At 64.2% G+C, this 12,117-nt stretch carries 12 protein-coding genes and 1 pseudogene; 10 read left to right on the top strand and 3 right to left on the bottom strand.

Annotated features, from left to right (window positions below):
- Positions 1 to 121 precede the first annotated feature (121 nt).
- The 4 genes from ACIPTO_RS40095 to ACIPTO_RS40080 all read left to right on the top strand — a co-directional run bounded on the left by ACIPTO_RS40095 (position 122) and on the right by ACIPTO_RS40080 (position 4,000).
- Positions 122 to 1,369, top strand: coding sequence for a VWA domain-containing protein (locus tag ACIPTO_RS40095; protein ID WP_401200233.1), 1,248 nt, complete (start codon positions 122 to 124; stop codon positions 1,367 to 1,369).
- 525 nt (positions 1,370 to 1,894) lie between these two features.
- A complete protein-coding gene (locus tag ACIPTO_RS40090) occupies positions 1,895 to 2,041 on the top strand; it encodes a hypothetical protein (RefSeq protein ID WP_401200230.1) in 147 nt (48 codons plus the stop codon).
- A 173-nt stretch (positions 2,042 to 2,214) separates the two neighbouring features.
- A complete protein-coding gene (locus ACIPTO_RS40085) occupies positions 2,215 to 2,676 on the top strand; it encodes a DUF2199 domain-containing protein (protein WP_401200227.1) in 462 nt (153 codons plus the stop codon).
- A gap of 397 nt (positions 2,677 to 3,073) precedes the next feature.
- Entirely contained in the window at positions 3,074 to 4,000 is a 927-nt protein-coding gene (locus ACIPTO_RS40080; RefSeq protein WP_401200225.1) for a phosphotransferase family protein, read from the top strand.
- A 22-nt stretch (positions 4,001 to 4,022) separates the two neighbouring features.
- On the opposite strand, the gene ACIPTO_RS40075 is transcribed toward ACIPTO_RS40080, so the two are convergent.
- Positions 4,023 to 5,270, bottom strand: coding sequence for a hypothetical protein (locus tag ACIPTO_RS40075; protein ID WP_401200222.1), 1,248 nt, complete (start codon positions 5,268 to 5,270; stop codon positions 4,023 to 4,025).
- Positions 5,271 to 5,699: 429 nt separating this feature from the next.
- Here ACIPTO_RS40075 and ACIPTO_RS40070 point away from each other — a divergent pair, with 429 nt between their 5' ends.
- The 6 genes and pseudogenes from ACIPTO_RS40070 to ACIPTO_RS40045 all read left to right on the top strand — a co-directional run bounded on the left by ACIPTO_RS40070 (position 5,700) and on the right by ACIPTO_RS40045 (position 10,098).
- The gene (locus ACIPTO_RS40070) at positions 5,700 to 6,236 is read left to right on the top strand and encodes a bifunctional DNA primase/polymerase (protein WP_401200219.1); all 537 of its coding nucleotides are present in this window, start codon (positions 5,700 to 5,702) and stop codon (positions 6,234 to 6,236) included.
- Complete coding sequence (locus ACIPTO_RS40065) at positions 6,226 to 6,546, top strand: hypothetical protein (protein ID WP_401200216.1); 321 nt, start codon at positions 6,226 to 6,228, stop codon at positions 6,544 to 6,546. Before ACIPTO_RS40070 ends, ACIPTO_RS40065 begins: the two co-directional genes overlap by 11 nt.
- A gap of 4 nt (positions 6,547 to 6,550) precedes the next feature.
- On the top strand, positions 6,551 to 6,871 hold the full coding sequence (locus ACIPTO_RS40060; protein WP_401200213.1) for a hypothetical protein: 321 nt from the start codon (positions 6,551 to 6,553) through the stop codon (positions 6,869 to 6,871).
- Between the two features lie 1,613 nt (positions 6,872 to 8,484).
- A pseudogene (locus ACIPTO_RS40055) lies at positions 8,485 to 8,871 on the top strand (transposase); the annotation flags it as partial.
- 286 nt (positions 8,872 to 9,157) lie between these two features.
- Complete coding sequence (locus tag ACIPTO_RS40050; RefSeq protein WP_401200210.1) at positions 9,158 to 9,367, top strand: hypothetical protein; 210 nt, start codon at positions 9,158 to 9,160, stop codon at positions 9,365 to 9,367.
- Between the two features lie 20 nt (positions 9,368 to 9,387).
- A complete protein-coding gene (locus tag ACIPTO_RS40045; protein ID WP_401200207.1) occupies positions 9,388 to 10,098 on the top strand; it encodes a hypothetical protein in 711 nt (236 codons plus the stop codon).
- A gap of 230 nt (positions 10,099 to 10,328) precedes the next feature.
- Here ACIPTO_RS40045 and ACIPTO_RS40040 read toward each other — a convergent pair whose 3' ends face one another.
- Positions 10,329 to 10,643 (bottom strand): hypothetical protein, encoded by a 315-nt coding sequence (locus ACIPTO_RS40040; protein ID WP_401200204.1) that lies wholly within the window; start codon positions 10,641 to 10,643, stop codon positions 10,329 to 10,331.
- 301 nt (positions 10,644 to 10,944) lie between these two features.
- Complete coding sequence (locus ACIPTO_RS40035) at positions 10,945 to 11,664, bottom strand: hypothetical protein (RefSeq protein ID WP_401200201.1); 720 nt, start codon at positions 11,662 to 11,664, stop codon at positions 10,945 to 10,947.
- Positions 11,665 to 12,117: the final 453 nt, after the last annotated feature.

The raw sequence follows: 12,117 nt of genomic DNA, 5'->3' as shown, positions 1-12,117 counted from the left end.
GACCAGGTCTCCTAGGGCCATCATAGCGTTGAGGGGCGCGACTAGCTGCGATGGATGTCGTCGAGCAGGCCACAAACGGGTCAACTGAGGTCTAACTTGCTTGCTAATTAGGAGGCATCCGATGACCAAAACCCTTGCCAAGGGTGGCAACGCACCCCTGCTTGCAGGGAACCGCAAAGTCACCCTCACCGCACGCCAGACCGACATCGACGTGTGTGCCGTGCTCCTGTCACAGGACGGCAAGGTGCGCAGCGACGACGACTTGGTGTTCTACAACCACTCGGCTCAGGACGGCGTCGTCCTCGACGGGCAGTCTGTGAGCGCGGACCTGTCTGTTGTACCTGGCGCGGTTGATCGCATCGTCATCGTCGCCAGCATCGACCCACAAGGGCCGGCAACACACTTCAACGCAGACAACACCCCGCAGGCAGTCATCGACTCCGGAAGCACACAACTCACATTCATGCCCCCACCGTTCATCCATCGTGAGACGGCTGCCGTGTTGGTTGAGTTCTACCGACGGGCAGGAGGCTGGAAAGTCCGCGCTGTGGGGCAGGGCTGGGATACCGGTCTAGCAGGTCTGGCGACCGACTTCGGTGTCGTGGTGGACGATGACGGCTCGGCTCCGGACGCTGTAACGGAGTCGAGCGGCCCTGCTGGGGCCCCGGTGCCGGCCATCAGTCTGGAAAAGGTTCAGCGATCGGCACCAGGGCTCGTAGACCTCTACAAGGCTGCTCATGTATCTCTGGCAAAGAATCGTGTTGTCGGCCAGCGCGCAGCCGTCTACCTGGTCCTTGACCACTCCGGGAGCATGGGCGGGTTCTACGACGATGGCACCATGCAGCACCTCGCCGAGCAGGCACTCGGGCTGTCTGCGAACCTGGACGACGATGGCACCGTGCCGCTGGTGTTCTTCTCCCATGAGGTCGACCTGGTCACGGACATCAGTCTGGGTAACTACCAGGGTCGCGTCGAACGCCTACACACAGCTCTGGACTGGGGTGGTACCTGCTACGCGCCTGCGATGCAAGCCGTAGTCGACCACTTTCAAGCCAGTGGATCCTCTGATCCGGCGTTCGTGATTTTCCAGACCGACGGAGATCCCTTCGATCGGAGGGAGACCCGTGAGCTTCTGCGCCGAGTTAGCTCTCTACCAATCTTCTGGCAATTCGTAGGCTTCGGGCTCAGCAGAGACCTACGGTTCCTTAGAAGCCTGGACACTCTAGGCCATCGGACGGTCGACAACGCTGGGTATTTCGGGGCTGGTCAGCATCCGAGAAGGCGCTCAGACGCGGACTTGTATGACCGCCTCATGAAAGAGTTCCCAGATTGGTTGGTTACCGCGCGGGCTGCTGGTGTCATCCGGTAACGACCGTATTTGAGAGAGGGGCCATCATCAGCCGGTCGCAGGGCAGTCAGACAACCGGGCAGATGTCTTCCAGTTGGGATTGCCACCTCCGCTACAGGAGAGAGGCTGGGGTGTCCTGCCGGTGACTGGGGCTTCGAGGACTGGTGAGATGCCCAGCAACTCGACCGCCAGACACCTTCGTTGATCGTGGCCGACCGCTGCATCTGGCACGACAGCGACACAAACCTCAGCCGACGACAGCCAGGGGCCTGAAGCAGCGTGCGGAGGGTGAGGTGCGCATCGTGCCCATCCCGCCTCCGCTGCTGCGCCTGCTCCGTGAGCATCTGAAGGAGTTCGGCACGGCCAAGGACGGCAGGCTCTTCGCCAGTGAGCGGGGCAACGTCGTAGCGGCCTCGTCGTACTCGCGCGTGTGGAAGCAGACGCGAGAGCTGGCGCTCCTGCCCGAACAGGTCTCCTCGGTGCTCGCCTTCCGGCCGTACGACCTGCGGCACGCACGCGGGCGTGTCCCAGTGACTCAACTCCGGTGTGCCCGCACCGGAAGTGGCGGCACGCGCCGGCCACTCGGTCGACGTGCTGCTCAAGATCTACGCCAAGTGCATCGACGGCCAGGAGCAGGAGATGAACGAGCGGATCATGCAGGTCCTGGGGGAGGTGGATGGCCTCACTGACTGACACGACCGCAAGACTGACGAACCGGAGCCCCGGGCTGCCTAGCCCGGGGCTCCGGTCTGTCTGCGAGTATGTGGACGATCGCGTGTGATCAGTGGCTGGTTAAGCTCCCGGCCATGGCTAACGATCTCGGCTTCACATGCTCATGCTGCGGGGAGCACCACGCGGAGACTCCGATGAGCTACTCCACCATGGCTCCTGACGTCTGGGACCAGGACTTCGCAGACGATCCCGACAGCATGCTGTCCTCCGACCAGTGCGTCATCAAGGGTCAGCATTACTTCATCAAGGGCCTGATCGAGATACCGGTGATCGGCAGCGAAGACCTCTTCTCCTGGGGCGTCTGGGTCTCTTTGAGCCGGGACAACTTCGCCCGAGCTCTGGACATGTGGAACACCCCCGGGCGCGAAGCTGAGAAGCCGTACTTCGGCTGGCTGACCACTGAGTTGAGCCTCTACTCGCCCAGCACGCTCAACCTGAAGACGAACGCACACACCCGTCCACTCGGCCGGCGTCCCTTCGTCGAGCCGGAACCCACCGACCATCCCCTCGCCGTCGAGCAGCGCACTGGCATTACCCAGGACCGCATACGTGAGATTGCCGAGGCCGTCCTCCACCCCAATGGCGACAAGGTCTGATCTGACTCGCGAGACCGGCGGACGGTTGGTCTACAGGGGTACGTCGAAGGGGCGCCGAACACGCGCTGACCTGCCGCGAAGCCCCTCAAGATCAACACGCTATTACAACGTGATCACTGGCAAACGGCTGCTTTCGACGGCATCCGCCTGCATACACGCGAAGACCCCGTCTTCAGCTAGTGCGCTGATGGCGGGGTCTTTGGGCACCCAATACAAGGTGCCCCCGGCAGGATTCGAACCTGCGCACACGGCTCCGGAGCCCGGATGAGACCGTGCCTTCTTTGTGGTCCTGAGCTGCGGGGGAGCGGCATCCGCAGGGCTCGCTGAGCAAGGTCATCACGTCCCTATTACGTGGGCGGCCTGTCGAGCGGCGAGGCGGCGCCGTATGGTCGAAGGCATGATCTGGGGCAGCGGCGGGGACCAGGACGGCGGCACGGAGTTCACGGAGGAGGGCCTCGGGGCTGTCCTGCGTGAGGCGTGCGCGAAGGCCCAACTGGACCCGGATGGTGCCGAGTTGCTGAGGCTCGGCTCCAACGCCGTGTACCGCTTATCGAAGTCGCCGATCATCGTCCGCGTTGCCCGGGACCCCGACGTCCTGGAGGACATGGAGCGGGCGGTACGGGTCGCGCGGTGGCTGGAGGAGGAAAGCCTCCCGGCTACTAGGGTGCCGGCCGGCGTCACACAGCCGCTAGTGATCGGCGGTCGGGTGGTGACCTTCTGGGAAAGCGTCCAGGAGCACGAGGAGTACGCCACGGTGGGCGAGTTGGCCGACCTGCTCCGCCGACTTCACTGGCTTGAGGAACCCGAGTTCCTGAGGCTGCCGTACTTTGACCCGTTCGCGAAGCTGTTGGGCTCTCTGAGGCAGATGGAAGGCGTCCCGGAGGAAGACTGCACGTTCCTGGAGGACCGTGCCGCGAAGCTGCACAAGGACTACGACCGGCTGGACTTCGTCCTCCCCTTCGGGATGATCCACGGGGATGCGAGTATCGGCAACGTGCTCCGCCACCGGGACGGTCACGCGGTACTCATCGACCTCGACGGCTTCGCACTGGCCCCGCGCGAGTGGGATCTGATCCAGACGGCGATGTTCTACGACCGGTACGGCTGGCACTCGAAGGCTGAGTACGCCGAGTTCGTTCACCGATACGGCTTCGACGTCATGAACTGGCCTGGCTACGAGACCTTGGCGGATCTCCGCGAACTGATGATGGTGTCTTGGCTCGGCCACCAGGTCGCCAGCGGCGAGCGTGCGGCGGCGGAGTTCGGGCGGCGTGTGCGATCACTGCGTACCGGTGAGGGACGAGACGCGTGGGGCCCGTTCTGAGCGGCGGCCCTACGCGAGGGAGTCAGACGCTGACGTGAGCCTCAGAAGCCACCCAGAGTCTGTGTTCCTCGACTTGCTCCGTGAAGGCTCGCGCTTCGGTGGTGCTTCCGACGGCTGCGAGGCCCTGCCGAAACTCAGCGAGGTAGCTGACGCATCGGGCTGACTTAAGCTGTTCGCCGAGGTCCAGCGCATCGAGCGCCACTCTGCACGCCTCCTCGACGTCGCCGGCACGCAGGTGCGCATCTGCGAGAACCATCGTGGCGAAGAAGTCGCTTCGTATGTGACTGCCGCTCATGGCGTTCTCGGCGTGAGTAACGGCCTGCCGGGCGCTGTTGACGTCACGGAAGCAGTGCGCAGCCTCGGCGGCAAGCTCGGTCTCGTCGAAGTAGCTGATCCACTCGGGTTCGTCGTCGCTGTTGCGGCTCTCCAACGCCCTGGTTGCTGCGCTCAAAGCGGCTTCGCAGGCTCCTACGTCGCCAGTTCGGGCAAGCGCGCGGGCTTCCATCACGTGGAATTGGGCGCGCAGGGTCGGAGTAGCCACGGGAGAGATGCCCATGAGGGCCGCTTGGGCGAGGGTCGCGGCCTGGGTGAAGCGGCCGAGAAACGTCGCCTGATGACTCATGGCGGACAGGATGCTTCCGGCGAGTCGGCGGTCGTTGGCGTCCTGGGCCAGTCGGAGGGCCTGGAGGAAGTACCGCTGTGCCAAGCCGTGGCGGCAGGCGTCGTAGGACATCCAACCGGCCAGGAGAGTTGCCTCGGCCACGGTGGAGAACAGGGCCCGTCCGACTTGCTCGCTGTACTGCCCGCGCAGGAGCGGTGTCACTTCGGTGCTGAGGTATTGGACGGTTGCGTGCCGAGCGTGGTCGCCACCGAAACGGTCGTCCAACTCGGCGAACATGTCCGCCGTGGTCTTGATGGCGGCCACGTCTCCGAAACCGACGCGAATTCCGTCCCGGTACTGCCGAGGAACGGCCGGCTCGGGAGCGACCAGCCACCGAAGCGAGGCTTCGTTCCATGCGGGCTCGGACGGCTCGGCCTGTAACAGGGGCTCGTACCGGTTCAGATCGGCGCGCCATAGCAGGCCGACGGTCTCGATCGCTCCTTCGGGGCTTGCCGGGTAACTGGCGTCCAGGAGTCCGGTGTCTCGCTGACCCTCGTGGTTCAGCCCCAACTCGGCGGCGCTCAGGCCGTACGCCTCACACAGCAGAGGACCGTAGAAGTCGTCCGGCGCGCTATGCCCGTTCTCCCAACTGGCGATTCGGCGCTTCACGCTGGCGTCCGACGGAAGTTGGTGGCCACGGCGAAGCGCAACCTGACGCAACTCCCGCACCAACCGCGGCTGACTCCAGCCGCGACCTACACGGGCTTGCCGTAAGTGAACGCTGATCGGCTCCAGCGAGGACGTGACCGTTCCCTCCCCACTTGTACATGGGTGCGACTTCTAGGGCACGCGATTCTTTGACTTCCCGACCGAATGTACGCGCTGTTCACCGGTGTGCGCTGCAAGTAACCGGAGATCGTGGGCTGTTGACCCATGACGGGGGATGACGCGCGCACCCGGGACGCGTCATCCCCCGTCACCTCTCGTCATCTGCCCTCACCAGGATGATGCCCATGAGTCTGGACACCAGGCGGCATTGCGGCCGCAACTGGGTTCTGACCGAGGTGAGATGACGTGCAGAGGATTACCAGAAGTGGCATGGAATGGCTCTCCGCGGCAGCAGACGATCCCGCCGAGTGTCGGCAAGTCTGGGCGGACGATCCCCGAAGGCCCTGCGCGCTGTCGACCGGCCGATTCTTCGACGTGCTGAGCGTGGACCAGCGCCTCGGGATGGAGATGTTCGACCGGCTTCGACGGAATGGCCTGCTGCTCGGGCCGGCGGTCATCGACCGCAAGGCGCAGCGAGTCGGGTTTTTTCTGGGCTCGGATGGCCGCGAGGTCTTCACGTACTACCTCGAACGCGCAACGTCATCACCACCGTCGTACCGGTACCTCGACCGCGGCTGTGCCATCGTCGTCCCCGGAGCCATCCCTCTGGCCGAGGACCGCTACCAATGGCTTCGCGCACCCACGCGCCGACCGGAAGCCAATCCGCGGCGCCCGGTCGCCCTCGCAACCGTCCTGGTCGCCTCCGCGGAACTCCTGGCAAGGATGGACCGCTTCGACGAGGAGTACCCAACGCCCTACTCGGCGGTCGTTGCCCTCCCCGAGGAGACGACCACAGATGCCGGATGAGCCGCCCCACGGACGCGACGCTGCCGCGTGGTCGCCTCTCGACAGCGACGGCTGGTACGCGGCCAGAGACGCGACAACTGCATTGCGAGACGTCCTCGTTCGCGCCGGCCTGGAGAAGGACTTCCCATACCTGCGCGCGGACGTGAACGCTTTCGGGCACGGCCTCGTCGACTTGGGCCGAGTGTCCCCCGCCACGGCCGAGCGCCTCGCAGAACTCCTTCGCCTGGCGCTGGCAAGCGGATACCGCCGAGACGGAAACGACGGAAGTCACGGATCGTCCATTGCCGAAGAACACGAGGGAAGGGCCTGAGGTCATGACCGACCGGCGCGGAGTGGTAGCCAAACGAGCCGAGAACTTGTCGCCTGGTGTGCCCTACGTACGCGGCTGGAACCGCGCACGGCGAGGCGCCGGCACCCTGGCTGATCAGCTCGTGTTGCTTGGCCTGGACTCCGACTTCGCCGGCCTGGTGGCCGACGTGAACGTCTTCGGTGACGGGATCGTGCAGCTCGGGGCCGTTCGGCCTGAAGCGGCCGAGCTGGTGGCGCGGTTGATTGCGGCCGGGCTTGCTGCGGAGTCGAGTGACATGACGACGAAGGCGCCTCGGCTCTCGCCTCGGGAAGCTCCTGCGGCATGAACCACTGCTCGGTGGCGGTTGGTTGTCCTGCCGCTCGGCCGGGACCGGCGCCCCAGCGCCGCAGCCCGGACGAACGGCAGGACAACTGCTACTTCAGCTTGGGAAGCTGCGATCATTCATGGCTGCTTCGGGTGCTGACCAGGGCTAACGCTTGAAGTATGGCGCCGTCGGGTAAGGCTCCTTTTAGCACCGTGGTTCCCTGCTGTTCCCCGCTCGATCTGGTGCGCTTGTGGGGCGCCTAGCAGGGTGTAGGAAGCGCGGGACCTGCCCCCGCGCCGCGACTGCGTGGGCTCGCGGCCTCGTCAGGCTAGGCCGCAGGATGCTCAACTTGTTTCCATGCAGGCTGTCCTTGTTGCGTTGATCGCTGTCGTCGGCACCCTGGGCGGTTCCATCGTTACCGGGATCCTCCACAACCGCCATACCGACCGTGCCGCTGAACTTGCACGCCAGGAGAGGCACTGGCAGGAGCAGCGGACGGCCATTTGCGATCTCGCGGAGGCGTTGGTTGAACTCCGCCGTCGGCAAATCTGGCGCTGGTCAACCAGACGTGACTACGGGACTGGAAATGACACATACCGTGAGGCCAAAGACGCTTGCTTCGAAGCGCGCACCTTAGGCAGGTCTCGGCTCCTCCGGCTTCGACTCACCGGCGTTCCCGACGGCGTAGTTCATGCAGCGATGACCGCCTTCGATGTATCGATCACCATTGAAGAGGCCAGCGACTTAGAGGAGTTGGATCGAAGAGCAGAGACATCCAGAGCAGCGATGGACTCATTCGTAGCTGCTGCAGCGGATTACTGCGTCCACAGGTAGCCGAGTTTGAGCTCGGTTCCGAAGGTACCTTTGGGTCTGCGCAACGCAGCAGGAGGTGGCCCCGGCCGTGGCCGATCAGGCGGAGCGAATCCACGGATGGCCCTCGGCTGGCTGAACCCGCTTGGGAAGTTCGACCTTGCCGCGGTCCGGTAGGGGCCCGCCTCGTGCACTGCTATCGCACACGGCCGCTGGTTCGCGTCACCGTCCGCTGCCCGTTGATGTCACTCGTGGTTGTCAGAGGTCCAGCATAGGGAAGGGGCAGACCTCTAGCGGCTCACCTGACACATCGGCCTATCCCCACCAGACATGCCGACCTGCACACCGCCACAGCGCCCGATAAGTCCGCTGGCCATCATCCACCCGCTTGGAGAGTGCGAAGCCACCGAACCGCATAGGCTGGCTGCACTCGAGACAGGCGGGGGCTTCGTCGGCAATGCGGGGCACTGTTACGCAGTGACCGCTTCGTCGCGAAGCAACTTGGGATGCCCTCCTGCCTTGGCCTGCGGCGCCTCTCACCTGCGCTGATGGTCTGCCGACGTTCGCTACCGTCCGACGCTGTTCGTCGGCGTTGTCACGCAGTTAGACACTCAGGGTGCTTCGGGCTCGGGCAGTCGCCCGGCGACCTCTATGGCGTTCCTAGCCTCGGGCTTTCCCGAGTTGGGGCGTCCGAGGCTTGATCAAATAAGCAGAGAGTGCCCCTGAACTGCAACGATGGGATTTGTCTAGGGTCCTGTTGGCTGCACGGAAAGAAGCACTCTCCGGAGGAAGAAGCGTATCGGGTCACATAGCCGCGTGTTCGCATCGAGGGCGGCGGCCGGACGGTGGTCTCGCAGTCCGGAGGCGCGCTGCTGGTCGAGACCGTCCGCAAGGCCTGATTAGACACCGCCATATCGGCGGCGCTGACGCTGTGGCGGAAACCGCGTGCGGTGCACGATCCGGGCAGGATGCTGCTGGACGTGCCCTGACGGTCGTGCTGGGGCGGGACTGCCTCGCGGATGTCGCCACGCTGCGGGCCAAGCCGGCCGTGTCCGGGCCGGTGGCCTCCGACCCGATGGTCTCCGGCTCATTGACACCCCCGCGGCCTCCGGGAAGAACGCCCTGCGGGCCATTCGTGCCGCGCGGGCTGAAGTCCGCCGACGGATCTGGCGGTTGGCGGACCGGAAGCGCCAGATGTGGACGGGACGGTGACAGCACCGAAAGCTGCGACACACAAACACAGAGCCCCTGTAAGCAAACCGCGAGGACTTGCGCATGATTGGGGCTAAGGCGCTGGCACGCCCCCGTCTAAGCGGATGTCGTAGTTGGAACTCGTTCATCTGATGAACGTCGTCGAGCGGTACGTCTGATCATTTTCCGCTTTCTGCATGCTCGGGTTTGAAGTCATGCGGAGGAATGCGTAACGGCTGGTAAATCTGGCAGTAATCGACCTTCGCGGTGGTCTTCCCTACCACCACTTCAGTCCTGGAGCCACACATGCCCCAGCAGATGAACGGCGCGCAGCGACAAGCTGTCTGGATCAAGGCGCTGGCCGTGTTAGCCGCAGTTGCCGCAGCCGGCTTCGGAGCCTGGAAGGCCTTCGCCCCGGAGGACGGTGGCGGCCACAACATCAGCTGCCACGGGACGGCAGTCTGCGGTGAACACAACGATGGGAACACTGTCGGCAACAGCAACGGAAAGAAGTGAGCCGCCGCCTAGCTGCTGCCGTGATCGTGGCAATTTTCCTGATGAGCCTGACCACGGCTGGCTGCACGGACAACGTCTGTCACGACCAGGCCATTTGCGGTAGTCACAACGGCCACAACTCACTTGGCTCCGACGCTTCGGCTTCCAGCGACTCCGAGCATTCGCCGGACGCGAGCACGCCTGCCGACAGTGAAACGCCCTCCGCCGAGGCCACGACTGACAGCTCTGACTTCGGATCGGCCGCACAGGGCGGCTCGACGGACAGTGACCAGTTGACTGATGCCCCCCCGACCCGGCCCAGCCGTCCGGAGAGCGTGTCCCTCTGGACCCTCTGCCAGTCAAACAACGACGTGTTCGACTGCGGCGGCTTCAACAACCCGAGGACCGTCAGTGTGGGGGACCACACCTTCAACTACGTTGGAGAGACGAACCCAAACGATCACAGCACGGACTGGAAAATCTTGATGGGTATGGCCTCGACCACGTGCAGCACCATCACTCTCCAATTCGCTTCGGGAGACAGCCAGACCAAAGTCGGCCGGGAGGTGCGTCTGCGATTGACGCAGGAGCATGCCGCCGCGGTCGAGGAATCAGCGAAGGACGGGACGATCGGCAAGCTCACCGCGAACATTGCCGGAGGGGCATCGTTCAAGATCGAGGGTAGCGCGTCCTATGACACCAATGTGCTCGTAAACGGAAGCGCGATGTGCACCACGGTCTCCGGTACTTAGCCTCGATCGTTGAAGCCCACCGGCCAACACTCCCGCCACCGCTGACGGCGAGTCTCGACCGGCAGGCATGATCTGTCTTCTTGCCCTGGGTCTTGCCGGGGAACTTGGTGAGCTGGGTTTTTGCTGGTCGGAGGCGGTGGGATCGTGCGCCTGGTGGTCGTCGTTGGTCGTCATTGGCCACTGCCGAGCGACCTCGGACGGCCCAGAGTCGGCCCAACCGGCTGACTGCTTCAGACCTCGCTAATGCGGTACGGATCAGGCAACGGCGACAACGGCACGTCGAGTACGTAACCCAACAATGCTCGCGCAACCGCGTCGCGCTCCGAGTCCGGCTGACCTGGCCTCATCGAAAGGATCACACGGTCTCGGGTGACGACAGCGGCACCCGAGAATTTTGGGTCGGTGATCGAAGACTCATCCAACGTAACGTTCAGTTCTGCGAGAAGCTCAGATAGAGGGGCATCGAGAAGGTGCTGAGGACTCAGTACCTTCTGGGCGTGGCCGGTCGTCAGCTTTGATGTCTGCGCTCGGTCGTGCTCTGTCACGGGCCTGTCTCCTCAGCCGACCTTTGATGGGGCGCCAGGGTTCTTCCCTCAGGGCCGCGTCAGAACAACACCACCCTGAACGATCTCCCCATAACGGTGAGGACAGAGACACCAGTGCGAAGACCGTGCTCAGTTCATCAGCTTGGGAAGCTGGGGGTAGTTAGGGCGGTATCGGGTGCTGACCTGCGTGAATGGTCAAGGCTCGGCCTCGTCGGGCTCGGCCGCTTTCACCGTGGTTCCCCGCTGTTCCCCGCTCGATCTGGTGCGGTTGTGGTGCGACCGCTGAGACTTGGCAATGAGGTCAGTGCTCGCGTCGGCCGCACTCAGCTGGGTAGAGGACCGAACCTGGGAGGGCCTCGTACTGTACGTGGCCGAGTTGGAAGCACGCGGCGCCTGAGACGTCGGCCGTCAGTGCGTCGATCCACACGGAGGCTGCAGATCGTTCGGAATGCGGGCCGTGGACCTCGGCCTCGCCCGGTGTTTCGAAGGGGGTGCCTTCGAGCGTGGCGAGGGCGGTCAGAGTGCCGCCAGGCTGGAGTTCTGTCTCCTCGATGGTCATCCGCCAGTGAAACTCTGCCTCTGCCAGGAGTCGCTTGCCACGTTTCCCATGGACGAGAAGAGCGCTGCGACGGCCGCGAATGAGGCGTGCGATGGCGCAGCAGAGCGGGACGTCGGTGCCGTAGGGAGTGTCCACCCGATTGTTGCCGGCGGTCGGAAAGTAGCCCAGTGCGTCTGCCAGGAGCCCGAGGGCTGCCTCCTTGATGCGCGGCCGCCGGCCATGCTCGACGAGATCCAGCAGGATCGGGGTGGCAGCGTAGGCCGCCGGAAACACCATGGCAGCGTGGCTGCAGACGAATCCCCCACCGGCAAGCAGAGACGCGGCGTCGCCAGTCTCGTTGGCCGTGGTGGACACCGTCAGCAGTCGTAGTGCGTGAGCAACCCGCTCCGGTTCGTCGCACTGGTCCCACGTCGGGTTGGGTATCGCCGACCAGTCCACGGAGTCAATGGCATCAAGGGACACCCCCGCATTCTGTCGGACTGAGCCCTGAGCTTGGGAAGCTTGGGTTATGTAGGGCTGGTTGCCAGGTTGACCTGCGGTGGAGCAGAGCACCTGTCCAGCTGCCCACCAACTCAGTGTCCGCTGCTCCCCGTAGTTCCCCGCACGACCTGGCACGCATCTGGCACGATGCCTGTCCAGGTCTGACCAGATGTGGGGAGTGCCCGCTGCGTAACGCGCTGGCTGTCAGTGAGGCAGCCGGCTCTTTCACACCCGAGGTTGCGGCCTCAACCTCGCGGACAACATCACTGCAGAACCACGCAACGACACACTCAAGCTGCCCAGAGGATGGCGGAGCCTTAGCCGTCGTTGGACGCTGTCAAGTGGCTTCGGACGGCCCAACCTTGCTGATGCTGGCTAGGCTCATACGCTCAAGGCACTGTCGACCGCACACGGGGGGCGTGACTGGTGAACAGC

This window comes from Streptomyces sp. NPDC090083 (assembly GCF_044747445.1).
In the GTDB taxonomy this organism is placed as follows: domain Bacteria; phylum Actinomycetota; class Actinomycetes; order Streptomycetales; family Streptomycetaceae; genus Streptomyces.
This window is presented reverse-complemented; position numbering and strand designations above follow the sequence as displayed.